Here is a 24,030-nt window from a genome sequence, read left to right as displayed (position 1 = left end):
GGGACATCTACATCGCTCGCGGCTGGGTGCCCTGGCAGGGCCCGACCTCGGTGCTGCGGCCGCCGGCGTGACGCGCACACCTGAGGACGACCGGTCGCTGTTCGTGTTGCCGGTCGACCTGCCCACCGGCATGGAACTCGACACCACCGCGGAGATCACCTGCGACTGGCGCGACGGCGACGTCTGGTAACCACCAGAAGAGCACGGGCTCACATTCGTGCATGTGAGCGGGTGAGCGGAATTTCACGGCCGGGTCACTGTGGGGAGCGCCTCCGCAATAATCGCTTCCTACTTTTGCGCCATGCCCACTCTGCTGAAGTCGAATCGCATCACCAACTGGGATCCCGAGGACACGCTGGCCTGGGAAGCCGGGAACAAGTACATCGCGCGCCGGAATCTGATCTGGTCGGTGTTCGCCGAGCATGTCGGCTTCTCGATCTGGTCCATCTGGTCGGTCATGGTCCTGTTCATGCCCGAAGCCGTATACGGCTTCTCGGCCGGGGACAAGTTCCTGCTGGGCGCCACCGCCACCCTGGTCGGCGGCTGCCTGCGCATCCCCTACACGCTGGCCACCGCCACCTTCGGCGGCCGTAACTGGACGGTCTTCTCGGCCTTCGTCCTGCTGATCCCCACAGTCGGAACCATGGTGCTGCTGGCCAATCCGGGCCTGCCGCTGTGGCCCTACCTGCTGTGCGCGGCCCTGGCCGGTTTCGGCGGCGGAAACTTCGCCTCCTCGATGACCAACATCAACGCGTTCTTCCCGCAGCGGCTCAAAGGCTGGGCGCTCGGGCTCAACGCCGGCGGTGGCAACATCGGCGTACCGATGATCCAGTTGGTCGGCCTGCTGGTGATCGCCACCGCGGGCAACCGTGCGCCGTACTGGGTGTGCGCCGTCTACCTGGTTGCGCTGGCCGTGGCCGGCATCGGCGCGGCGCTCTACATGGACAACCTGGAGCAGCACAAGATCGATCTGGGCGCGATGAAAGCCATTCTGACAGAACGTGATACCTGGGTGATCTCGCTGCTCTACATCGGCACCTTCGGATCCTTCATCGGCTTCGCGTTCGCCTTCGGCCAGGTTCTGCAGATCAACTTCGCCGCAGGCGGCCAGACCGCGGCGCAGGCCTCGCTGCACGCGGCTCAGATCGCCTTCATCGGCCCGCTGCTCGGCTCCCTGTCCCGGGTGTACGGCGGCAAGCTGGCCGACCGCATCGGCGGCGGCCGGGTGACCCTTGCGGTGTTCGGCGGCATGATCCTGGCAGCCGGAATGCTGGTCGCGATCAGCATGCTCGACGATCACACCGCCGGTGCGGCCAACAGCCTCATGATGATCGGCTACGTCGTCGGCTTCGTCGCGCTGTTCCTGCTCAGCGGCCTGGGCAACGGTTCGGTCTACAAGATGATCCCGTCGATCTTCGAGGCCCGCAGCCACTCCCTGCAGGTCAGCGAAGAGGAGCGGCAGCGGTGGTCCCTGTCGATGTCCGGTTCGCTGATCGGATTCGCCGGCGCCATCGGCGCCCTGGGCGGCGTGGGCATCAACCTGGCCCTTCGCCAGTCTTACCTGTCCAGCGGATCAGCCACCGCAGCGTTCCTGATCTTCCTGGCGTTCTACGTGTTGGCCTCGGCATGCACCTGGTTCCGCTACGTCCGGCGTCCGGCTGAGACGGCCGTCACAGCGGCCCCCGCAGACCGACACGCCTCGGCAATGGCCGGGTAATCACTTGGAAACACGAGGTGCCTTCACTGGATCCATGAACGAGCCCGACTGGGCACCGCTCACAGGTTTTCGTGTGGCGGTGACCTCCGCCCGACGTGCCGACGAGCTCAGCGCGCTGCTGACCAGGCGTGGCGCGACGGTGACCAGCGCGGCCGCCATCACGATGGTTCCTCTGCCCGACGACGACGAGCTGCGCGCGCACACCGCGTCGCTGATCGACGTGCCGCCGGACATCGTGGTGGCGACCACCGGGATCGGCTTCCGCGGCTGGTTCGCCGCAGCCGACGGCTGGGGCCTGGCCGCCGAGCTCACCGACGCACTGAGCAACGCCCGCATCGTCTCCCGTGGCCCGAAAGCCACGGGAGCGTTGCGGGCCGCGGGCCTGCCCGAGGAGTGGTCTCCGGAATCGGAATCCTCGCGGGAGGTGTTGCGCTACCTCATCGACAAGGGGGTCGAGGGGCAGCGCATCGCCGTGCAACTGCACGGGGCCACCGACGAATGGGACCCGTTCCCCGAGTTTCTCGACGAGTTGCGTGCCGGCGGCGCCGAGGTGGTGCCGATCCGGGTCTACCGCTGGCATCCCGCGCCACGGGACGGCGACTTCGATCAGATGGTCAACGGGATCGCCGAACGGCGTTTCGACGCAGTCAGTTTCACCTCGGCGATGGCGGTGGCCTCGGTGCTGATGCGCGCCACCGAGATGGACATCGCCGACCGGGTGCTGGCAGCGCTGCGCACCGACGTCCACGCCATGTGCGTCGGCCCGGTCACCGCGCGGCCACTGGTCCGGCTCGGGGTTCCGACCTCGGCGCCGGAACGGATGCGGTTGGGCGCCTTGGCCCGTCACATCACCGACGAACTGCCACTGCTGCAGGCACGGACCGTCAGGGTCGCCGGGCACACGCTCGAGATCCGGGGCACCTGCGTTCTGGTCGACGGCACGGTCAAGTCGCTGTCCCCGGCCGGGATGGCGACCATCCGCGCACTGGCAAACCGCCCGGGTGCGGTGGTGTCGCGATTCGATCTGCTCAGCGCGCTACCGGGCACCGGCACCGACACCCACGCCGTTGAGACAGCGGTGCTGAGACTTCGTACTGCCTTGGGGGACAAGAACATCGTGTCGACGGTCGTCAAGCGGGGTTACCGGCTGGCCGTCGACGACACCGAAATGGTGCGGGCGCAATGAGCCTGGTCCTGGTCGCCCACGGAACCCGCAAGCCCGGCGGTGTCGCGATGATCGGCGATCTCGCCGCGCGGGTGTCCGACATGCTGGGCCGGCCCGTGCACGTCTCTTTCGTCGACGTGGTCGGCCCGACGCCGAGCGAAGTTCTCGCATCGCTTCCGATGGACTGCCCGGCGGTGGTGGTGCCCGCGTTCCTGGCTGCCGGGTATCACGTCCGGGTCGACGTACCCGACCATGTGGCGGCCAGTGAGCACCCGGCCGTCACCGTCACCCAGCCACTGGGTCCCTGCCAGGGAACCGTCCGGGTTCTCGCCGATCGTCTTGTCGAATCAGGATGGCGGCCAGGCGATTCGGTGATCCTCGCGGCAGCCGGCACCTCCGACCGAAGCGCCCAGTCCGACCTGCGACGCACCGCCGCGCTGCTGTCAGCCGTGACCGGCGACCGCGTAGAACTGGCCTTCGCCGCCACCGGGGCGCCGAGCGTTGCCGAAGCCGTCGCCGCGCAACGCGGCCGCGGCCATCGCCGCATAGCTGTGGCGTCCTACCTGCTCGCCGACGGGCTGTTCCAGGACCGGCTGCGTGAATCCGGCGCCGACCTCGTGAGCGAACCACTCGGCACCCACCCCGGCATGGTCCGGTTGATTGCGAACCGCTTCCGCCGCGCCGGGGTACTGAGCCTGCCTGCCGCGGCGTGAGCGGATCGACTGCGCGATAAGCGGGCCGGCTGTTCCCGCCAGCAGGAGTGCGCCACCGGCGCCCGCAACCGCGAAGAACGCCGTCCGCCGCGCGCCGACCATCGCGGAACATTGCTCGACGTAATCACTGGCCATGAATCCCGGTCCGGCGAGTGTGTGCTGGTCCAGGTTGAGCCGGTCCTGCTGGGCGGCGACGCTGTAATCCGGTCGCGCTCCGTTACCGCACGGGATGGGTTGACCGGCGCGATCCACGGCGTTCAAGGCCAGGGGCATCAACGTTGCCCCGAGTGCGCCCAGCATCGCTGCCGCCCCCACCAGATTCACTACCGAACGCGCAAACATGCCTTGTCAGCCCCTCAGACGCCGCTTACTTGAGAGGGAGTCTAAACACACCCAGCGAACTATTCTAGTTAGCCAGAGAGATGCGCACCACAGCTTTGGCGACATTCGAGACCATGCAAATCTGGCAAATTTTTCCGCGAAACCGCCCCTGTCCAGGTATTTGCCTGAGTAACGAGCCTCCGATCGTTTGCCGGCGGATCTCGGCGTCAGATCCGGGTCGAAAACTCAGCTATCGTTATCGCGATCATCGGGCGATTGGGCGGGAGCAGAAGTAAAGGTGCAGGTGACAACACCGGCGGGCGCAAGCCGTCGAGACGACGCGCACGGCAGTGCGACCCGGTGACCGGGTCCCGGCCGAACGTCTGCGTCAGCACCTGCTCAATGCACTGGAACGCACGTCCCGGCCGATGACCACTGCCCAGCTACGTGACGACATGCACCAGCACTTCCGTGCACCGGTCGTAATCGAGTCCGTGTACCGCAATCTGACGGTGCTCGAGCGCCGCGGCGCCGTGGAGCGCCGCAAGCTCCAGGGGCGCGACGCCCACTGGAGCAGGGCGGCCGATCAGGCCGAGATCTGAACGAACCCGCCAGGGGTGATCCGGGTCAGGTAGACCGGGACCGACACCGTGTCATCGTCGAGGCAGCTGCCGTCGTCGAGCGCGAAAGCCTGCTTCTTGATCGGCGACTGCACGGTCGCCCGGCCGGCACGATCCCCCACGATGCCGCGGGAGAGCACCGCGGCACCCGAGAACGGGTCGATGTTGCCCACCGCGTGCAGCGAACCGTCGTCGAGGCGGAACAGTGCCACCTGCGAGCCGTCGGGCAGCAGTACCGCGACGCCGCGGCACGGCATCAGGAAGTCATAGCGGCAGGCCGTCGTCCATTCCCCGGGCGTCGCGGCGTGCACGTCCTTGTGGTCGTCGAGCAGTGTCATTTCGCCTCCTGGAATCCACGGACCTTTGGCATCCCAATGTCTGTCGCCCCCGGCACCTTGCGGCCACCGCGCTCGGTGAACGTGATGGTGGGGTCGTCCACGTCGGGCGCATTGACGAACGACACGAACCGCGACAGCTTCTCCGGGTCGTCCAGGACGCCCTTCCACTCACACGCGTAGCCGGCGACGTGGCGCTCCATGGCCGCCTCGAATTCAGCTGCCAGACCGAGGGAGTCGTTGCACACGACGTCGCGCAAGTGGTCGAGCCCGCCGTCCATCGCCTCCAGCCACGGCGCGGTGCGCTGCAGGCGGTCGGCGGTGCGGATGTAGAACATCAGGAACCGGTCGATGTAGCGGACCAGTGTCTCGTCGTCGAGATCACCGGCCAGTAACTGGGCGTGCCGGGGCGACATGCCGCCGTTGCCGCACACGTAGAGGTTCCAGCCCTGTTCGGTGGCGATGACGCCGACATCCTTGCTCTGCGCCTCGGCGCATTCCCGTGCGCATCCCGAGACCGCCATCTTGATCTTGTGCGGTGAGCGCAGGCCCCGGTACCGCTTCTCGATCTCGACGGCCATGTTCACCGAATCCTGTTGGCCGTAACGGCACCACGTGCTGCCGACGCAGCTCTTCACGGTGCGCAGCGACTTGCCGTAGGCGTGCCCGGACTCCATGCCGCCCTCGACCAGGCGGGCCCAGATCTGCGGCAACTGCTCCACCCGGGCACCGAACATATCGATCCGCTGGCCACCGGTGATCTTGGTGTACAGGTCGAAATCCCTTGCGATCTCGCCGATCAGGATCAACTGCTCAGGGGTGATCTCGCCACCGGGCGACCGCGGCACCACCGAGTAGCTGCCGTTCTTCTGGATGTTGGCCAGGAAGTGGTCGTTGGAGTCCTGGAGCGAGGCCTGCTCACCGTCGAGCACGTGATCGGAGCTGGTGGATGCCAGGATCGACGCGACCGTGGGTTTGCAGATGTCGCAACCCTTTCCGGTCCCGAACTTCTCGATCAGACCGGAGAAGGTACGGATCTCGGTGGCGCTGATGATCTCGAAGAGTTCAGCCCGCGACTGACCGAAGTGCTCGCACAACGCCTTGGACTGCTCGACACCTTCGGCTTCCAGCAGCTGCTTGAGCAGCGGCACGCAGGAACCGCACGAAGTACCGGCCAGCGTGCACTTCTTCAGGCTGGGCACATCGTCACAGCCGCCGCAGATGGCCTCCTTCAGATCGCCCTTGGTGACGTTGTTGCACGAGCAGATCTGCGCGATGTCGGGCAGTGCGGCCACACCCAGCGTAGGTGCGTCGCCGTCTGAGACCGGGGCGATCAATGCCAGCGGATCTCCGGGAAGTTCGCTGGCGACCATGGGCCGCAACACGCCGTAGGCCGACGCGTCGCCGACCAGGATGCCGCCGAGCAGCGTCTTGGCGTCGTCGGAGAGAACCAGCTTGGCGTACGTCTGCTTGACCGGGTCGTTGACCACGACCTCCAGGCAGTTCGGCGTATTCCCTTTCGCATCACCGAAACTCGCGACGTCGACGCCGAGCAGCTTGAGTTTGGTCGACATGTCGGCGCCGGGGAACTCGGCCTCACCACCGAGGAGGCGGTCGGCCACGATCTCGGCAGTGGTGTAACCCGGCGCGACCAGGCCGTAGCAGCGGCCCTCGATGGCGGCCACCTCGCCGATCGCATAGATGCTGGGATCACTTGTGACACAGGTCAGGTCGGTGAGGACACCACCCCGCTGCGCCATGTCGAGTCCGGCGGCACGGGCCAGCTCGTCGCGCGGACGCACACCGGCGGCGAAGACGACCAGACCGGCGTCGATCGTGGTGCCGTCGTTGAGCGCTATCCGCATCGAGTCGTCGACGTCGGACTTGCGCAGCGGCTTGTGCCTCTGCACCGGGGCAATGCTGTCGGTGCCGACCGCAGTGTGCACCTCGATCCCCAGGCCCCGCATCATCCGGTTCAGCAGTGTGCCGCCGGCTTCGTCGAGCTGGGCCGACATCAGGTGTGGCGACATCTCCAGGACATGCGTCCGTAAGCCGAACTGCCGCAACGCGTTGGCCGCTTCCAGGCCCAGCAGACCGCCGCCGATCACGACGCCGACCGGCGACTTCGAGTCCAGCGCGGTCTTCGCGCTGGCGCGGATCGCGTCCAGGTCATCCAGCGTGCGGTAGACGTGCACGCCCGGCAGGTCGCGCCCGGGGACCGGCGGCACGAAGGCGTACGACCCAGTGGCCAGCACCAGCGCGTCGTAGTCGAAGCTCTCGCCGGTGGTGGTGCGCACCGTGCGGGCCTCGCGGTCGATCTCGGCGACCGCACATCCCAGGCGCAGGTCGACCCGCTCGTCACCTGCATAGTCATTGCCCGGCAGCGCCAGCCGGGCACGGTCCCAGTGCTCGGTGTAACCGGTCAGACCGACCCGGTCATAGGCGGCGTCAGCTTCCTCGGACAGCACGGTGATCCGCCACGAGCCTGCGGCGTCACGCGACCGCAGCGCCTCGACGAAGCGGTGGCCCACCATGCCGTGTCCGACGACCACGACGTTCTGTGTTGACGACATATGGCGAGGTTAGGAACCCGAAGTTGCCGAAATGTCGCCCTGTGTGAAGCGCCCGTCACGGTGTGCTCACGGTCCACGCGACGCACATGTGAGATTGGGCGGCCGTGAGGTCCAGCTAACCCGACTGCCGGGCCAGCGCCTCGCCGATCACCCGGGCGGCCTCGGGGAAACGCTGCGGGTCCGGCCCGCAGTAATTGAGTCGCAGGTACGGCCCGGACGGCTCGGCGGGAAACCATTCGTTGCCCGCCGCCACCAGCACCGAGTCGGCCTCGCACTCGCGGACCAGCCGTTGCAGGTTCGTCGCATCGGGCAGCCGCAGCCACAAATGCAGCCCACCACGGGGCACATGCTCCAACTGTGCGCCCGGCGCATGCTCGGCCAAGGCGGTGATCAGCAGGTCACGCCGGGCCTGTAGCTGCTGACGCAGGTCGCGCAGGTGAGTTCGCCAGGCCGGCTGGGTGACCACGTCGAGCGCCGCGGCCTGTAACAACCCACTGACATACATCGACTCCGCACCGCGGTCGGCCAGAATCCGGTCGCGGGCCGGCCCCCGGGCGACCATCGCGGCCACCCTGATCGAGGGCGAGACGCTCTTGGTCAGCGACCTCAGATATATGACGTGTCCGGCGTCGTCGGAGGCCACCACCGGCCTGGAGGTGGTCTCGATGCCGAAATCGTGCGCCCAGTCGTCCTCGACCAGGAAGGCACCGTGGCTGCGCACCACCTCCAGAATCTGACTCGAGAGTTCCGGGTCCCATTGGGCACCAGTCGGATTGGCGTAGTTGGGCTGCGCGTAGAACACCCGGGCACCGGTCTCGGCGAAGGCCCGCGAAAGCTCCTCGGGCTCAGGCCCCCTCGGGCCGCTGGGCACCGGCACCAACCGCACACCGGACTGGGCCGCGGCCAGGATGGCACCCCAGTAGCTCGGCGACTCGATCAACATCGGCTGACCGAACCCGACCAGGGCACGGAAGATCGAGCTCAGACCGCTCTGGCTGCCGGGCAGCACGATCACCTCGCGGGCCGTCGGCGCGGTCACACCCGCACCGAAGGCCTCGGCCAGTTCCTGGGCGAACCAGGCCTGCAGGTCGGGCCGGCCGGGCGCGGGTGCCGGGCTCAGCGCGGCGTCCCCGCGGGCGGCGCGCGCGAATGCCGTGCGGACCAGCCGCTGGGGAAGAAGTTCGCGGACGGGATAGCCCGAGTGCAAGGCGATCACGTCGGGCGCGACACTGCGCAGCGGCGTCGACAATGCGGGGATGCGCGCCTGCGGGGACCGCAGCGCCGCGGTCTGCCAGCCGTAATCGGGCAGGCGCGCGCTGCGCACCGCTCGCACGAACGTCCCGACCCCCGGCCGGCTCTCCACCAGCCCCAGGCTGCGCAGCGTGCGCATGGCCTTGGCGACCGTCACCGGGCTGGCCGCATAGTCCGCCACCAGGGTCCGGTTGGACGGTAGCTGCGCGCCCGGCGGCGCCGTGGCGATCCACTTTCGCAGGCCGGACACGATTCGCTCAGTGCTATCGTTATCCATGTTGATACAGAGTAGCGCTACTCGGAATAGTTCGTCAGCGCTATCCCACCCGGGATTGTGGTGGGGCCTATTGGGCGTGACGGCGTTCTCGTTCACCATCGTGTTCACCAAGGTGGCCACCGGTGGACTGTCCCCGCTGTTCATCGGCGCCGGACGGGCCGTCGTCGCCGCGGCCATCGCGATGGCCGCCCTCACACTGACCCGGCAGGCCCTGCCCTCCGCCCGGCAGTGGGCCCGGCTGGCCGTGGTGGCCGCCGGTGTCGTGGCGGGATTCCCGCTACTGACCTCCTATGCACTCACGGTCGTTCCCGCCAGCCACGGCGCCATCGTGATCGCGCTGCTACCGGCCGCCACAGCGGTGTGCGCGGTGCTCCGCGGCCACGAGCGTCCGCCCGCCGCCTTCTGGGTGATGGCGGCCGCCGGAGCGCTGGCCGCAGTGGTGTTCGCGATGGTCCATGGCGCCGGATTCGGCCATCTGAGCTGGCCGGACCTGTTGCTGTTCGGCGCGGTACTGGCGGCGGCGGTGGGATACGCCGAGGGCGGGTTACTCGCCCGGGAACTGGGCGCCTGGCAGACGGTGTCGTGGGCCCTGGTGGTCGCGGCGCCGGTGATGCTGGCCTTGACGGTGCTGGCGTTCGTCCAGCAACCGCCGAATGCGACGCCGGTGCAGTGGGCCGCGTTCGGCTATCTGGCGGTGGTCAGCATGTATCTGGGCTTCTTCGCCTGGTACCGCGGCCTGGCCATCGGACCGATGACCCAGGTGAGCCAGGTCCAGTTGATCCAGCCGGTGATGACCATCGGCTGGGCGGCACTGTTGCTGCACGAGCGCCTGACGTGGTCGACGGTGCTCGGCGGTGCGGTGGTCATCGGGTGCGCAGCCCTCGCCGTCCGCATCCGCCTCCGGTAGCTCGCCCACGACGAAAGCCGGTGGGAACCATGGGTTTCCACCGGCTTTCGCGTGAGTCAGAGATTTACCGGGTAGTCCGAGCTGTAGACGTCGCTGCGAATGCGTCCCGGTGCCGGTGGACCCTCGACCACCACCCAGGCCTGCGTAGCGCCCTGGGCCAGTGGCCCGGCGACCGTGACGGTCGCCGTCCCACTGGCGTCGGTGTGCAGCACGGCTCCGGACACACCGGGATCTCCGGCGTTGCACGTCGCCACCGACGGTCGTGGCAGCTGGATGAGCCGGACCTGGTAATCGGTGTCGGCGCGGGCCGACTGCAGCGACACCTCGGCACCTACATGCGAGCCATCGGCGCCGATGCTGGCCCGGCCGGAGCCGCTACCCGAGCCCATACCGCCGAGAAACAACGCCTTCGTGAAATCGCACCCCCGGATGGAATTCGACAACGGCACCATCGTCGTCGCCCCAGCCGGCGCGGCACCGATCCCACCGAGCACCACCCCACCGGTCGCCACCAGTGTCACCACACTTCTCATGCGCCAACCCATCGCTGCATCCCGCCCGCTCGACGTATCAGTGCGCAATTATTGGCACAGATCGCACGCCGAGAAGCGGTAGTTGGCGCAAATTGCCGACGGCTACCGCCAGCGCCCCAGCACTTCCTTCGCCCGTGTGCTCAACACCCACTGCAGGAACGGACCGAAGGTGATGCGCCCGACGCCGAGGTCCGTCAGCGCAGCCAGATCGGCGGTATCGACCGGAACGGTCACGCTGACCGGCAGGGCAACCTCAGATACGAAGCGCCCCAACCCCTCCGGGTCGGCCAACCCGGCCGGGAACAACGAATCGGCACCCGCCGCGGCCGCCTCGGACAACCGGGCGATCGCCCGGTCTACGCGATCAGCGGCGTCGCCGTCCTTGCGCAGGAACAGGTCGGTGCGCGCGTTGATCACCACGTGCACGCCCGCGGCGTCCGCGGCGGCGCGCAGCTGCCCGACCAACTCGGCGTGCTCGGCCGAACTGCGCAGTCGCTTGTCCTCCTTGTGCACGGTGTCCTCGATGTTCAAACCGACCGCCCCGACGTCGAGCAGCCCCTCGATCAACCGCTCGGGCCGTTCGCCGTAGCCGGACTCGATGTCCACCGATACCGGCACATCGACCGCGTCGGTGATTTGCCGCACGCGGGTCAGCAGATCGTCGAACGACATCACCTCGCCGTCAGCCTTGCCGATCGAATCCGCCAGCGGATGGCTTCCCACGGTGAGTGCGGAAAAGCCCTCGCCGACCGCGAGCCGGGCCGACCAGGCATCCCACACCGTGGGCAACACAACGGGGTTGCCGGGTTGGTGCAGCGCCAGCAGTGCCGCCGCCCGCTCCTGCAACGTGGTCTCACTCATAGAACCTCCAGGTGCTCAGATGTCCTGCTCAGATGCGCTTCTGCCAGGCGAGATGCCGGCGAAACCAACCCTACGACCAAGGTTCCGACAGCCCGTTACCAGCGGCGCGGGACGACCCTTCCGACGTGATGCGCATCACGTCGCGATCGTGATGTGGCTAGCATTGGTTGTCGTACTGTGAGCCCTGACACCTTCAGCCCGAGGAGGTCACTTGTCCACCACCACCGAGTTCTCTGAACTGCACAACCTGATCGGCGACATGCGTCGCTGTGTCACCACATTGGCGTCGAAGTATGGGGATTCCCCTGCCATGCGCCGCGTGGTCAACGACGCCGAGCGGATCCTCAACGATATCGAGCGGTTGGACATCGACGCCGAAGAGTTGGAGATGCGTCACGGCGTGACACGCCAAAAACAGGCCCGCGAGAAAATCGGCATCCCCGACACCCAATACGGAAGCGAGTTCTGGCAGGACGTCGCCGACGAGGGTCTCGGCGGATATCGCTGAGCTCACGGGCGTTTGACGCCCGACGAAACAACTGAACCTCAGAAAGGGAACCGTGAGCGCACCCACCGCTGACCGTCGCGCGACCGGGGTCTTCTCGCCCACACGAGCAGAGATCCCCCAACGCACCCTACGGACCGACCGGTGGTGGCAAGCACCACTATTGACCAATCTGGGGCTCGCGGCGTTTGTCATCTATGCGACGGTCCGGGCGTTCTGGGGAAGCGCGTACTGGGTAGAGGACTACCACTACCTGACGCCCTTCTATTCACCGTGCGTCAGCACGGCGTGCGCGCCCGGATCGAGCCACTTCGGCCAGTGGGTTGGCGAGCTGCCCTGGTTCATCCCGATGGCGTTCATCTCGCTGCCGTTCCTGTTGGCCTTCCGGCTGACGTGTTACTACTACCGCAAGGCGTACTACAGGTCTGTGTGGCAGTCACCGACCGCCTGCGCGGTGGCCGAACCGCACGCGAAATACACTGGCGAGACCAAGCTTCCGCTGATCATGCAGAACCTGCACCGGTACTTCTTCTACGCCGCGGTGCTCATCTCACTGGTCAACACCTACGACGCCGTCATGGCGTTCCATTCGCCGTCCGGCTTCGGGTTCGGCCTGGGCAACATCGTCTTGACGGGCAACGTCATCCTGCTGTGGGTCTACACGGTGTCTTGCCACTCGTGCCGGCACGTCACCGGCGGCCGGCTCAAGCACTTCTCCAAACACCCTGTGCGCTACTGGATGTGGACACAGGTGAGCAAGCTCAACACCCGCCACATGCTCTTCGCCTGGATCACGCTGGGCACCCTGGTCCTCACCGACTTCTACGTCATGTTGGTGGCCAGCGGAACCATCTCGGATCTCAGGTTCATCGGCTGAGTCGGCCAGCTGAATTCATTGGCCGACAGTTACATACACGCGAAAGGGCGAGTGGGGATTTTCATGGGTGAGCTGGAACGGCACTCCTACGACGTTGTCGTGATCGGTGCCGGTGGAGCGGGTCTGCGTGCTGTGATCGAGGCACGCGAACGCGGTCTGCGGGTGGCCGTGGTGACCAAGTCGTTGTTCGGCAAGGCCCACACCGTGATGGCGGAGGGCGGCTGCGCGGCAGCCATGCGCAACGTCAACACCAAGGACTCCTGGCAGGTGCACTTCGGTGACACCATGCGCGGCGGCAAGTTCCTCAACAACTGGCGGATGGCCGAACTGCACGCGCAGGAAGCCCCGGACCGGGTGTGGGAGCTGGAAACCTATGGCGCGCTGTTCGACCGGACCAAGGACGGCCGCATCAGCCAGCGCAACTTCGGCGGGCACACCTATCCGCGGTTGGCCCACGTCGGTGACCGCACCGGCCTGGAGATCATCCGCACGCTGCAGCAGAAGATCGTCTCGCTGCAGCAGGAGGACAAGAAGGAACTCGGCGATTACGAGGCCCGGATCAAGGTCTTCCACGAGTGCTCCATAACCGACCTGATCAAAGACGACGGCCGGATCGCCGGGGCCTTCGGCTACTACCGCGAGACCGGCAACTTCGTGCTGTTCGAAGCGCCCGCGATCGTGCTGGCCACCGGCGGTATCGGCAAGTCGTTCAAGGTCTCGTCGAACTCCTGGGAGTACACCGGCGACGGCCACGCCCTGGCCCTGCGCGCCGGGTCGGGCCTGATCAACATGGAGTTCATCCAGTTCCACCCGACCGGCATGGTCTGGCCGCTGTCGGTCAAGGGCATCCTGGTCACCGAGGGTGTCCGCGGTGACGGTGGGGTGCTCAAGAACTCCGAGGGCAAGCGGTTCATGTTCGACTACATCCCCGCGGTGTTCAAGGGCCAGTACGCCGAGACCGAGGAAGAAGCCGACCAGTGGCTCAAGGACAACGACTCGGCACGGCGCACCCCTGACCTGCTCCCCCGCGACGAGGTGGCCCGAGCCATCAACTCCGAGGTGAAGGCGGGGCGCGGGTCGCCACACGGCGGCGTGTACCTCGACATCGCCTCCCGCATGCCGACCGAGGAGATCAAGCGCCGGCTGCCGTCGATGTACCACCAGTTCATGGAGCTGGCCGAGGTCGACATCACCAAGGACGAGATGGAAGTCGGCCCGACCTGTCACTACGTGATGGGCGGAATCGAGGTGGATCCCGACACCGGCGGCGCCACCACGCCCGGCCTGTTCGCCGCGGGCGAGTGCTCGGGCGGCATGCACGGCTCCAACCGCCTTGGCGGCAACTCACTTTCGGACCTTTTGGTGTTCGGCCGACGCGCCGGTCTCGGTGCGGCCGACTATGTCGCGACGCTGCCGGAGCGGCCCAAGGTTTCAGAGGCCGCGATCATCGAGGCCACCGAGTTGGCGTTGGCTCCGTTCGAGTCTCACGCGCAGCCCGAGAACCCGTACACGCTGCACGCCGAACTCCAGCAGTGCATGAACGACCTGGTCGGCATCATCCGCAAGGCCGAAGAGATCGAGGAAGCTCTCGCCAAGCTCGCCGAGCTCCGCACCCGCGTGCACAACGTCAGCGTCGAGGGCGGTCGCGTCTTCAACCCGGGCTGGCACCTGGCCATCGACATGCGCAACATGCTGCTGGTCAGCGAGTGCGTCGCGAAGGCCGCGCTGGCCCGGACCGAGAGCCGCGGCGGGCACACCCGCGACGACTACCCGGAGATGGACGCCAACTGGCGCAACACCCTGCTGGTCTGTCGTGCAAGCGGCGACGATCAGGTGGTGCCGGACGTGACGGTGACTCCCGAGTCGCAGCTGCCGATGAGGGAGGACCTGCTGGCCACGTTCGAGCTGTCCGAACTCGAAAAGTATTACACCGCGCAAGAACTGGCCGAACACCCCGATCGGAAGGGCTGAGCATGAGTGCCTACAACGCGAACCTGCGCGTCTGGCGCGGCGATGACACCGGCGGCGGTCTGGAGGACTACACCGTCGAGGTGAACGACGGCGAGGTGGTGCTCGACATCATCCACCGGCTGCAGGCCACCCAGGCCGGCGACCTTGCGGTGCGGTGGAACTGCAAGGCCGGCAAGTGTGGATCCTGTTCGGCGGAGATCAACGGCCGCCCGCGGCTGATGTGCATGACCCGGATGTCGACCTTCGACCCGTCCGAGACGGTGACCATCACGCCGCTGCGGACGTTCCCGGTGATGCGCGATCTGGTGACCGACGTGTCGTTCAACTACGAAAAGGCCCGCCAGATCCCGTCGTTCACGCCACCCAAGGAGTTGCAGCCGGGCGAATACCGGATGCAGCAGGAGGACGTCGAGCGCAGCCAGGAATTCCGCAAGTGCATCGAGTGCTTCCTGTGCCAGAACGTCTGCCACGTGGTGCGTGACCACGAGGAGAACAAAGAGGCGTTCGCCGGGCCGCGGTTCCACATGCGGATCGCCGAGCTCGACATGCACCCGCTCGATGTACTCGACCGCAAGGACATGGCCCAGGACGAGTTCGGGCTGGGCTACTGCAACATCACCAAGTGCTGCACCGAGGTGTGCCCGGAGAACATCAAGATCACCGACAACGCGCTGATCCCGATGAAGGAACGGGTCGCCGACCGCAAGTACGACCCGATTGTGTGGTTGGGCAACAAGCTGTTCAGGCGGTAGGAACCACCGCCGAGCGTGCGCTCAGATCGCGAATTCGTTTCGGAATGCGATCTGAGTGCACGCTCGGTGTTGCTCGAGGCGCGTAGGCTCAAGAAAAGCAGCCAATCAGCGTCGAAAGGCAGCTCCATGAGCATGGGACAGACTCACAGCGTCAACGAGATCCGGACCGCGATCCGGGAACTGTCGGTCCGGGCCGACCTGGCCCGCAAAGAGGGCAGGCCCGGCGATGCCGGCGAGATCGAACAACGCATCGCCAAGTACCGCGAGGAACTGGCCGCGCGGCCCTGACTCGCAGCAGCCGCGCCGTTACGCGCCGAGCTTGCGGAATGTGCTGCGGTGGAACACGATTGGCGCCACATCGGCATTGACGGTGATGTCGCTGACGCGCAGCACCACGATGGTGTGATCGCCGGCCTCCACCAGCTGCTCGATGGCGCTCTCCAGCCACACGCTGGTTCCGTGGATGAACACGGCACCGGATTCGCGTGACTCGGTCTCCAGCCCGGCGAACCGGTCCCCGGTCTTGGCCGCGAGGGTGCGGGCCGCCTCGTCATGGGACTCTCCGAGCACGCTGATCCCCAGCGACGGCAGGTCCTTGAGCTTGGGCCAGGTGGTCGAGGAGTTCTGAACGCAGAACGACACCAGCGGCGGGTCCAGCGACACCGGCACGAAGGTACTGGCGGCCAAGCCGACCAGGGTGCCCTCTACCTCGGCAGCAATCGCGATGACACCGGACGGAAAGTGGCCGAACGCTTCACGCAGCGACGTCGGGCTCAGTTCTGTTGCACTCATAACACCTCCATCTTCACACAGCGCCGTGTCACACCTGCTCCGCCCGTCCGTACCCGTGAGCGGCGGCGACGTCCGGGTGCGCTCGCACCCGGCTCTTCCACGCATTGCGCCCGTACACCGCATAGATGCGGTCGTTCGACGGATCCACACTCACGCCCCGGGCGTGGGCCGCGAGTTCGTCGGGCAGCGTCAGCACCGGCAGGCTGGCGTCGAGCCGGGGATTGAAGAAGTACGGCACCGAGATGCGCTCGGCGGTACTCACCTGCACGCGGTGCTCGGTGGCCCGCAGGTAGCCGCCGCTGGCGATCTCGAGCATCTCGCCGATGTTGACGATGAAAGCCCCCGGCAGCGGATCGACATCGATGTACGCGCCGTCGCTGCCACGGACCTGCAGGCCTCGGGTGCCCGGCTCGGCCAGGAGCAGGGTCAGCACCCCCGCGTCACGGTGGGCACCGACCCCCTGGTCGGTCTCGGCCTGCGCCGGGTACCGAACGATCTTGATCAGGGTCGCCGGGGTGTCGGCGAACGCGGCGTCGAACACGCCGGGGTCGGCACCGAGGCCGGCGGCCCAGCGCTGCAACAGCACGCGCCCGACCCGGGCCAGTTCGGCATCCCACTGCGCGACGACCTCGGGAAGCTCCGGCAGACCCGCAGGCCACTGGTTGGGGCCCTGCAGCCGCAGATAGTCCTGATCGGGGTCGGCCAGCGGGGTGCGCTCAGGTCCGATGTCGATCTGTTCGCGCCAGTCGACCCGTCCGCCGGTCAGCTCACCACCCAGCCGGGTGTAACCGCGGAAATGCGGGCTGTTGGTCATCGCCACCGCGTCCTTGGCCGCCTGCGGCAGCGCGAACAGGCGGCGGGCAGCGGCCAGCAGCCGGTCCGACAACTCGCTCGGGACCCCGTGGCCGGTCAGGTAGAAGAAGCCCACGTCGTGAGCGACCTGGCGCAGCCGCTCGGGCGCGTCGTTCAGATCGACGACCGGCAAGGCCGTCCGCACAGACGTCACGCGCTCCATCATCGTCGCGACCAGCGGTATCGGCCAGGTTCGCAATCTCGCTGAACACAACCCCGAGCCCGGACGGTAAGTTGGCGCCCATCATGTGGATTCCGCTTCTGGTGATGGCCGCCGCCGTCAGCCTGGAGCCGTTCCGCATCGGCATGACCATCCTGATGCTCAACCGGCCGCGGCCGCTGCTGCAGCTGCTGGCCTTCCTCATCGGCGGTTTCGCCATGGGCACCACCGTCGGAATGATCGTGCTCTTCATCCTGCGGCCCGCCCTGGGGTCGGCCCATTTCACCCTTCCCAGAGTGCAACTGGCGGTCGGCGCACTGGCACTGTTGGCCGCGGCTGTGCTGGCCGCTGGAAGGCCGGCGAGCATGTTCGGACCGAGAGATCGGGAACCCGGACCACTCATGACGCGCTTCCGGCAGGTGCTGGGCGGCCACTCGCTGTGGACGGCAAGTGTTGCGGGCCTTGGTATTGCACTGCCGTCGGTCGACTATCTCGCCGCGCTCGCGCTCATCGTCGCCTCCGGGGCCGCGGCGGCCACCCAGTTGGGCGCCCTGCTGCTGTTCAACGTGGTGGCGTTCGGGCTCGTAGAGATCCCGCTGATCTCCTACCTGGTGGCTCCGGAGCGCACCCGCGCCGCCCTGTCGGCACTGCACGAGTGGCTGCAGACCCAACGCCACCGCAAAGTCGCCGCCGTGGTGGCCACGGTCGGCGCGGTGCTGGTCGTCGTGGGACTCGTCGGCCTGTGATCCGTCAGCCGTGGAACTCACGTGCCGCCGGACTCGCCGCGTCGTCGAATTCCTTTGACGGCGCGGCTATCTGACGGACCAGAGCGCGCTCAGGCGTCCAAGCGCGTGAATTCGTCCTGCCGGTACTGCTCGACGCAGGCGGCACGCCGGACCTTGCCGCTCGTCGTCGTGGGAATCGATCCAGGAGACACCAGGACGAGGTCGCCGACATTCAGCCCGTGCGCGTTGGAGATCGCGGAGGTGACGTCGCTCTTGATTTCCTTGAGCCAGTGCACCGCCTCTACCGTGGACTCTCCCCGCTTCTTGACCTCGATCACGGTCACCAGCTTCTCGGTGCTGTTCACCGGAACCGAGATCGCCGCGACCCGGCCGCCGGTGATCTGTTGGACCGTCGCCTCGATGTCCTCGGGATAGTGATTGCGCCCGCGGATGATCAGCAGATCCTTGATGCGCCCGACGATGAACAGATCGCCCTCGGAGACGAAGCCCAGATCACCGGTCTTCAACCAGGGGCCGGCAGGCGTGCCCGGTGTCGGGTCGGCGAGGGTGGCGCCGAAGCACTGCTGCTCCTCCGGTGACCTGCTCCAGTAGCCGGCCGCGACGTTGTCGCCGTGGACCCAGATCTCGCCGACCACGTCCTGCGCGCATTCGGTGTTGGTGTCGCTGTCGACGATGCGCACCACGGGTGAGTGCGGCACGCTGTATCTGACCAGCGCAGTGCCGGCTCCGGCGGCGCACCGCCGGACCCGGCCCGCGGACAGTTCATCGACGTCGAAGTGCGCGGCCTCCGCCGACTCACTCCACATGCCGGTGGTCACGAACACGGTTGCCTCGGCCAGCCCGTACGACGGACGCAGCATGTGGTCCCGAAAGTTGAAGTGGGCGAACCGGTCTGTGAAACGTTCCAGGGTCGCCGGTTCGACCCGCTCGGCGCCGTTGATGATGCCCACCACCCCGCCGAGGTCCAGACCGTCGAGGTCGGCGTCCTTGGTCTTGCGGGCGGCCAGGTCGAAGGCGAAGTTGGGCGCCGCGGAAAAGGCGTGGTGATTCTCGGCGAGGGCCCGCACCCACCGGGCCGGCCGCTCCAGGAACGCCAACGGGCTCGTCAGCGCGGCGCGATAGCCGCTCAGGATGGGTGCGCAGACGCCCAGCACCAGACCCATGTCGTGGTAGAAGGGCAACCACGACACGATCGTGGCGTCGTTGACGCGTTTGACGTGCGCGTCCGCGAAGAAGCCCCGCATCAGCTGCTCGAAATTCTGCTGGACGTTGCGGTGCGAGATCATCACCCCGGTGGGCAGCCGGGTCGAACCCGAGCTGTACTGCAGATACGCCGTGGCGGGGAATTCGGTTGTGCCACCGTCGGACTCGTCTGCACCTTCGGCGTCCAGGCTCAACGCATCGATCGCAACGATCTTCGGCGCGGTGCTCAGCCGCGACTGATCCACGTAATCCCCGACATCCTCGGCGACCGCGGATGTCGTCAGGACAATCGAAGGTTTCGTATCGATGAAGACCGCACTCACACGGTCATGACTCGAGCCGCGATGAGGCATCGGAAGGGGAACCGCCACGAACCCGGCCTGCATGGAGCCCAGGAAAGCCAGGATGTACTCGAGTCCCTGCGGCGCCAGAATCACCGCCCGGTCACCGACCGAGCCGTGAAGGCGGATCTCGCGCGCCACGTTCATCGTCCGGCGCGACAACTGCGACCACGTCAGGGTCTCGTCGACACCCGCCGGGTCGGCGGTGTAATCGGTGAAGGTGAAGGCCACGTCGTCGGGGCGCATGCTGGCACGTGCGTGCAGCATCGAGAGTATTGATGACTGGGGGGTAGGCATCACGTCACGTCCGTAACTCGTCGAATCCATCAGCTCGGAAGGCGCCGCTAACCTGCGCCGTGGGGGTTCAGCACCGACAACGCAGCGTTGGCAAGCTCCGACATGGGATCGGTGCCGCCGCCGAAGGTCGCCTCGTTGGCCGGTGCGGTGACTTCCGCGGGGTCGAACCCGTGCACCGGGTCCACTGTGATCGGCGCCGTTGCCGGATCGTCGTTTCGCGAGTATCCCGCATCGACCATGGGCAGGAGTACCGCGTCCAGTTGGTTGAGCGTGTTCTTGTCATAGCCGAGGTACTTGAAGGGCAGCACCAGCGGAAGGTGTTCTTCGGGAACCATGTACGTCGTCGTCGTCGCGCCCTTGGAGTTGACCGTCGTCCTGATGTTCTGCGCCGGGACATTGCTCGGATCGGTGAACGCGATCGCGGTGTGACCGGTGGCCAGGCCCGCGATCGCGTTGATCACGCTCATCCAGTTGTCGGGCCGGTCCGGCCAGTCAGCGATGCTGTCGTAGGCGGAGATGTACTGGTCGGTGTGGTACTGGCTCTCCACCGGAGCCGGGATCCGGTAGTCCATGAACGGCACGACGCTGCCGACGGGGAAGTTCTGGGTCAGGAAGCTCTCACCGAAGGGATGCTTGGCAATCGGGTCGCCGAATGTCGCGAAGCTCAGTTGGTCCGGCGGCGGAGCGGTCGGGTCATTGGCCAGTCGCGTCTTCACGGCGTTGAGCACGAGCGCTCCCTCGGACAGCCCCATCGCTGTTCCCTTGCCACCATTGCGGATGGCCGCGTCGAGGTTTCCTTCCCCCTCGTCGACCGACTCGCCGATGCTGGGACCGTCGAGACCGATGCCGGGATAGAACTTCTCCCCGAGAGCACCGATCCCCGGGAAGAAACGTTCCAGGGTGTGACCCTGAACCTGACCGGCCGGGTAGTCGACCTTCGTCCGCTTCATGCCGGGGAACCACTTCTCACCAGTCATCCGGATGTACTCGTCGTAGGGGATCCCGAGGACGTGGGCGCCGCCCAGCGCGTACGCGGTTCCCGGGTTCGCCGGCGTACCGGCGGCGGGGCCGCCCGGCGGCGGCGTCGGGGCCGGCGTGTCATCGGCCCAGGCATTCCCGAGGACCCCGAAGGATCCTGTGACGCTGGTGGCCATCAACAATGCAAGTCCTGCAAGGAGTTTCTTCATCTCCACGCCCTATCGCCCCGCTTCGTTTCGTAGTCTCACACACATCCCACGTGCGCGCTCACCCGTACTTACGCGTGCAACTTCCTGACTCCTCATGTGCGCACCCTCCCTCCGGCCGCCCGCGACGGCCACCAGTTCGCCTTACCGACCAGCGCAGCGATGGCGGGCACCGTGATGGTGCGCACCACGAAGGTGTCCAGCAGGATGCCCACGCCGATCATGAAGCCGCCCTGGACCACTATGCCGATGGACGAGAACATCAGACCCGCCACCGAGGCGGCGAAGATCAGTCCCGCTGCGGTGATCACGCCGCCTGTCGAACTCAGCGTGCGGATCACGCCGTACCGCGTGCTGTGCGGCGACTCATCCCGAAGTCGCGACACCATGAGCATGTTGTAGTCGGCACCCACCGCGATCAGCACCACGAAGGCCAGTGGCGGCACGCTCCAATGCAATTGCTGGCCAAGGAGATTCTGGAACACCAGGACGCTGATACCGAGTGCGGCGAAGTAGGAGACCACCACGGACCCGACGAGGTACAAGGGCGCGATGAGCGAGCGCAGCAGCAACATCAGGATCAGCAGCACCACGATGAGGGTCGCCGTCATGATGAACCGGATGTCCTGCTGGTAGTAATCCCGCGTATCCCGAAGTCCGGCCGGGAATCCGCCCATCGATATCGAGGCGTCGGCCAGCGTGGTGTTCGGCTGGGCACCGCGGGCGATGTCCTGGATCTGGTTGACCTGATCCATCGCCTCAGAACTGAACGGGTTGAGCTTGGTCTGGACCAGATACCGCACCGACCGGCCGTCCGGAGAGACATACGCCGCGGAGGCCTTTTTGAACTCAGGCAGGCCCAATACCTCAGGCGGAATGTTGAATCCCGCCTGCGACGGATCCGTCGCCTCGTTGCGCATCGTCAGCAGGAACGCCGAGGCCTGGTTCAGACCGGCGGAGATCACCTTGATCTGTTTGACGAGTTCATCCACGCCACCGGCCACTTCTCGGCTTCCGCCGGCCAGGCGGTTGGCGCCCGACTGCAGATCCTTCAAGCCCGACTGCGGACCGCCCGGCTTGTTCAGCCCCATGGCGTTGACCGCCTTGTTGACGCTGGCCAGGGCCGCATTCAGCTTGGTGACCGTGGAGTTGATCGATTGATTGCCGTCGCCCGCCCCGTTCAGCTGATGGGCGAGATCGTTGATCTCGTTGAGGCTGCCGGAGTTGTTCTCGTCGACCAGCCGCTGGAACTGGATGCGGGTCTCGGCGCAGGACGGGTTGTTGTCGCAGACCGCGTTGTTCTGGAGCGCCGCCAGCACCGGCTCGATCCAGCCGAAGATGTTCTTGACCGCCGACAGGTTGTAGCCCATGGCGTTGGAGAGCGCGTTGATGCTCTGCACGAGCTTGGCCGCGGTGGCGACGTCCTTCACCAGTTTGTCGCCGCCGTACTCGCTGCGCGCCGAGGAGAACGTGTCGACCACGCTCTGGAGACTGGGCGCGATCTGGTTGATCTGAGCCCGCACGTCAGCGAGGCTGCCGGCCAGCGTGTTGGCCCCGTTCGCCAGCCGGTTGAGATCGCCGGAGCGCTGATCGATCTGCTGGGAACCATCGGCCAGCCGGGTACCCACGATGCCCGCCTGGAACGTGGCCCGGAATTCCGCGGGCACCTCGCCCAGGGGACGGCTGATGCCGCTGACCAGACCGACGTCGGGCAACTGGGCGACGCGCGAAGCCATCTGCTCCAGATCTGCCAGGCCACGCGGCGTCCGCAGGTCGTGCGGCGACTGGATGAGGATGTATTCGGGAATCGACTGACTGATCGGGAAATGACGTTCGACCGCGGTGTACCCGATCGAACTCGGGGCCGACGCCGCCACGACCTTGCGATCGTCGTAGTTGTACTTGGCGAAGATCGCAGACCCGGCCAACAAGGCCAAGATGAGCAGGCTGGCGACGAGGTGCGGCACCGGACGGCGCACGATGCGGATGCCCGAACGCCGCCAGAACCGGGCGGTGAGTTCACGCCGTGGCTTCACCCACCCGCGCGGTCCGACCAGCACCAGGATGGCCGGCAGCAGAGTCAGCCCGGCCAGGTACGCGACGGCGATACCGATCGCCGCGGCGATTCCGACCGTCTTGAACACGCCCATCTTGGTGAAGCTCAACAGCAGGAAGGTGAGTCCCACCGTCGCGGCGGACGCGGTGATCACCTTCCCGATCGACAGCATCGCCGCGCGGACCGCCGCTTCGAAGTCTTTCCCAGACCGCAGATAGTCGTGATAGCGGCTGATCAGGAAGACCGCGTAATCCGTGCCGGCACCGGCCATGATCGCGCTCAGGAATACGACTGACTGGTTCGAGACACCTGCGCCCGTCAGCTCCGAGAATCCCGCCACCAGTGCCTGGGCGATGAGCAGGGACGATCCGATCGTCACCAGCGGCAGCAGCATCGTCACCGGACTTCGGTAGACCACCAACAACACCGCGAGGACGAGGACCGCGATCGCGAGTTCGATCGGGAGCCGATCTTTCTCTCCCGCGACGGTGAGGTCGGCGGCGGTGGCCGCGGGGCCGGTGAGGTGCACCTGCAGCGGGCTGCCGGCGGTGCTGAGTTTGACGATCTCGGAAACCCGGTTGAACGAGTCGATCGCACGCGGGGTGCCCAACTCGCCCACCAAGCCGACCGGTAGGACCCAGGTGGTCTTGTCCTTGCTGGTCAGGAACTGTCGCAGTTGCGGGGTGCCGACGAAATCCTGGACGCTCTCGACATCTGTCACGTCGTCGCGCAGCGCGTCCACCAGCTTGCGGTAGGTCGCCTCGTCAGAGGGGCCCAGCCCGTCCTCGTTGATCAGGGCCACCAACAGCAGGTCGTTGTTGCCCGATTCGTGAAAGGCCTCGGTCATCTTCTGCGCGGTGACGCTCGACGGCGCATCGGCGGGCAGGATGGCGAGCGGGTGCTTCTGGGCCATGTCGCTCAGCGACGGACACGCGAGCGGTAGGGCGACCAGCAGCGCCGCCCAGATCCCGATCACCGCCCAGGGCCACCGCACTACGAAATCGGCTAGCCGTCGCATCTC

At 66.7% G+C, this 24,030-nt stretch carries 21 protein-coding genes and 1 pseudogene; 12 read left to right on the top strand and 10 right to left on the bottom strand.

Annotated features, from left to right (window positions below; all coding sequences use genetic code 11):
- The 5 genes and pseudogenes from TX88_RS34855 to TX88_RS03810 all read left to right on the top strand — a co-directional run.
- Positions 1 to 190, top strand: a pseudogene (locus TX88_RS34855) (aminoglycoside N-acetyltransferase AAC(2')-Ib); the annotation flags it as partial.
- Between the two features lie 111 nt (positions 191 to 301).
- A complete protein-coding gene (locus TX88_RS03825) occupies positions 302 to 1,717 on the top strand; it encodes a nitrate/nitrite transporter (protein ID WP_044514785.1) in 1,416 nt (471 codons plus the stop codon).
- A gap of 34 nt (positions 1,718 to 1,751) precedes the next feature.
- A complete protein-coding gene (locus TX88_RS03820; RefSeq protein WP_044514783.1) occupies positions 1,752 to 2,903 on the top strand; it encodes a uroporphyrinogen-III synthase in 1,152 nt (383 codons plus the stop codon).
- Positions 2,900 to 3,595, top strand: a complete 696-nt coding sequence (locus TX88_RS03815) for a sirohydrochlorin chelatase (RefSeq protein WP_044514780.1) — start codon at positions 2,900 to 2,902, stop codon at positions 3,593 to 3,595. The genes TX88_RS03820 and TX88_RS03815 overlap by 4 nt, the downstream gene beginning before the upstream one ends.
- A gap of 671 nt (positions 3,596 to 4,266) precedes the next feature.
- Positions 4,267 to 4,518 carry a helix-turn-helix domain-containing protein gene (locus TX88_RS03810; RefSeq protein WP_044514779.1) on the top strand — a complete coding sequence of 84 codons (252 nt, stop codon included), beginning with the start codon at positions 4,267 to 4,269 and terminating at the stop codon, positions 4,516 to 4,518.
- On the opposite strand, the gene nirD is transcribed toward TX88_RS03810, so the two are convergent.
- The 3 genes from nirD to TX88_RS03795 all read right to left on the bottom strand — a co-directional run bounded on the left by nirD (position 4,503) and on the right by TX88_RS03795 (position 8,972).
- Positions 4,503 to 4,874, bottom strand: a complete 372-nt coding sequence (gene nirD / locus TX88_RS03805) for a nitrite reductase small subunit NirD (protein WP_044514778.1) — start codon at positions 4,872 to 4,874, stop codon at positions 4,503 to 4,505. The two genes, TX88_RS03810 and nirD, sit on opposite strands and share 16 nt — an antisense overlap.
- The gene (gene nirB, locus TX88_RS03800; RefSeq protein ID WP_044514777.1) at positions 4,871 to 7,444 is read right to left on the bottom strand and encodes a nitrite reductase large subunit NirB; all 2,574 of its coding nucleotides are present in this window, start codon (positions 7,442 to 7,444) and stop codon (positions 4,871 to 4,873) included. Before nirB ends, nirD begins: the two co-directional genes overlap by 4 nt.
- Positions 7,445 to 7,559: 115 nt before the next feature.
- Positions 7,560 to 8,972 carry an aminotransferase-like domain-containing protein gene (locus tag TX88_RS03795; protein ID WP_084621777.1) on the bottom strand — a complete coding sequence of 471 codons (1,413 nt, stop codon included), beginning with the start codon at positions 8,970 to 8,972 and terminating at the stop codon, positions 7,560 to 7,562.
- On the opposite strand from TX88_RS03795, the gene TX88_RS03790 reads away from it, so the two are divergent.
- Positions 8,971 to 9,879, top strand: coding sequence for a DMT family transporter (locus tag TX88_RS03790; protein WP_044514776.1), 909 nt, complete (start codon positions 8,971 to 8,973; stop codon positions 9,877 to 9,879). The two genes, TX88_RS03795 and TX88_RS03790, sit on opposite strands and share 2 nt — an antisense overlap.
- A 56-nt stretch (positions 9,880 to 9,935) precedes the next feature.
- Here the strand turns inward: TX88_RS03790 and TX88_RS03785 are convergent, their stop codons facing one another.
- Both TX88_RS03785 and TX88_RS03780 read right to left on the bottom strand, forming a co-directional pair.
- Complete coding sequence (locus tag TX88_RS03785; RefSeq protein ID WP_044519058.1) at positions 9,936 to 10,412, bottom strand: hypothetical protein; 477 nt, start codon at positions 10,410 to 10,412, stop codon at positions 9,936 to 9,938.
- A 102-nt stretch (positions 10,413 to 10,514) separates the two neighbouring features.
- Positions 10,515 to 11,273 (bottom strand): isocitrate lyase/PEP mutase family protein, encoded by a 759-nt coding sequence (locus TX88_RS03780; RefSeq protein ID WP_044514774.1) that lies wholly within the window; start codon positions 11,271 to 11,273, stop codon positions 10,515 to 10,517.
- 211 nt (positions 11,274 to 11,484) lie between these two features.
- On the opposite strand from TX88_RS03780, the gene TX88_RS03775 reads away from it, so the two are divergent.
- The 5 genes from TX88_RS03775 to TX88_RS34480 all read left to right on the top strand — a co-directional run bounded on the left by TX88_RS03775 (position 11,485) and on the right by TX88_RS34480 (position 15,666).
- Positions 11,485 to 11,781 carry an Rv0250c family protein gene (locus TX88_RS03775; protein ID WP_044514772.1) on the top strand — a complete coding sequence of 99 codons (297 nt, stop codon included), beginning with the start codon at positions 11,485 to 11,487 and terminating at the stop codon, positions 11,779 to 11,781.
- Positions 11,782 to 11,833: 52 nt separating this feature from the next.
- Positions 11,834 to 12,655, top strand: coding sequence for a succinate dehydrogenase subunit SdhC (locus TX88_RS03770; RefSeq protein WP_044514771.1), 822 nt, complete (start codon positions 11,834 to 11,836; stop codon positions 12,653 to 12,655).
- A 63-nt stretch (positions 12,656 to 12,718) separates the two neighbouring features.
- On the top strand, positions 12,719 to 14,626 hold the full coding sequence (locus TX88_RS03765; RefSeq protein ID WP_044519057.1) for a fumarate reductase/succinate dehydrogenase flavoprotein subunit: 1,908 nt from the start codon (positions 12,719 to 12,721) through the stop codon (positions 14,624 to 14,626).
- Between the two features lie 2 nt (positions 14,627 to 14,628).
- The gene (locus TX88_RS03760) at positions 14,629 to 15,378 is read left to right on the top strand and encodes a succinate dehydrogenase/fumarate reductase iron-sulfur subunit (RefSeq protein WP_044514769.1); all 750 of its coding nucleotides are present in this window, start codon (positions 14,629 to 14,631) and stop codon (positions 15,376 to 15,378) included.
- Positions 15,379 to 15,504: 126 nt separating this feature from the next.
- A complete protein-coding gene (locus TX88_RS34480) occupies positions 15,505 to 15,666 on the top strand; it encodes a hypothetical protein (protein ID WP_090433699.1) in 162 nt (53 codons plus the stop codon).
- An 18-nt stretch (positions 15,667 to 15,684) separates the two neighbouring features.
- Here TX88_RS34480 and TX88_RS03755 read toward each other — a convergent pair whose 3' ends face one another.
- Both TX88_RS03755 and TX88_RS03750 read right to left on the bottom strand, forming a co-directional pair.
- Positions 15,685 to 16,170: a flavin reductase family protein gene (locus TX88_RS03755; RefSeq protein ID WP_044514767.1), complete on the bottom strand. Its 486-nt coding sequence runs from the start codon at positions 16,168 to 16,170 to the stop codon at positions 15,685 to 15,687.
- A 28-nt stretch (positions 16,171 to 16,198) separates the two neighbouring features.
- A complete protein-coding gene (locus tag TX88_RS03750) occupies positions 16,199 to 17,176 on the bottom strand; it encodes an isopenicillin N synthase family dioxygenase (RefSeq protein WP_235732687.1) in 978 nt (325 codons plus the stop codon).
- Positions 17,177 to 17,268: 92 nt separating this feature from the next.
- Here TX88_RS03750 and TX88_RS03745 point away from each other — a divergent pair, with 92 nt between their 5' ends.
- Complete coding sequence (locus TX88_RS03745) at positions 17,269 to 17,928, top strand: GAP family protein (RefSeq protein ID WP_044514766.1); 660 nt, start codon at positions 17,269 to 17,271, stop codon at positions 17,926 to 17,928.
- 89 nt (positions 17,929 to 18,017) lie between these two features.
- Here the strand turns inward: TX88_RS03745 and TX88_RS03740 are convergent, their stop codons facing one another.
- The 3 genes from TX88_RS03740 to TX88_RS03730 all read right to left on the bottom strand — a co-directional run bounded on the left by TX88_RS03740 (position 18,018) and on the right by TX88_RS03730 (position 24,027).
- Positions 18,018 to 19,769 carry an AMP-binding protein gene (locus tag TX88_RS03740; RefSeq protein ID WP_084621776.1) on the bottom strand — a complete coding sequence of 584 codons (1,752 nt, stop codon included), beginning with the start codon at positions 19,767 to 19,769 and terminating at the stop codon, positions 18,018 to 18,020.
- 47 nt (positions 19,770 to 19,816) lie between these two features.
- Positions 19,817 to 20,956: an acyltransferase PE gene (gene pe / locus TX88_RS03735; RefSeq protein ID WP_044519055.1), complete on the bottom strand. Its 1,140-nt coding sequence runs from the start codon at positions 20,954 to 20,956 to the stop codon at positions 19,817 to 19,819.
- A gap of 92 nt (positions 20,957 to 21,048) precedes the next feature.
- The gene (locus tag TX88_RS03730) at positions 21,049 to 24,027 is read right to left on the bottom strand and encodes an MMPL/RND family transporter (RefSeq protein ID WP_044514763.1); all 2,979 of its coding nucleotides are present in this window, start codon (positions 24,025 to 24,027) and stop codon (positions 21,049 to 21,051) included.
- Positions 24,028 to 24,030 lie beyond the last annotated feature (3 nt).

This window comes from Mycolicibacterium septicum DSM 44393, assembly GCF_000455325.1.
Classification (GTDB): domain Bacteria; phylum Actinomycetota; class Actinomycetes; order Mycobacteriales; family Mycobacteriaceae; genus Mycobacterium; species Mycobacterium septicum.
Note: the sequence above shows the minus strand (reverse complement) of the source record. Positions and strands in the feature narration are given on the sequence as shown.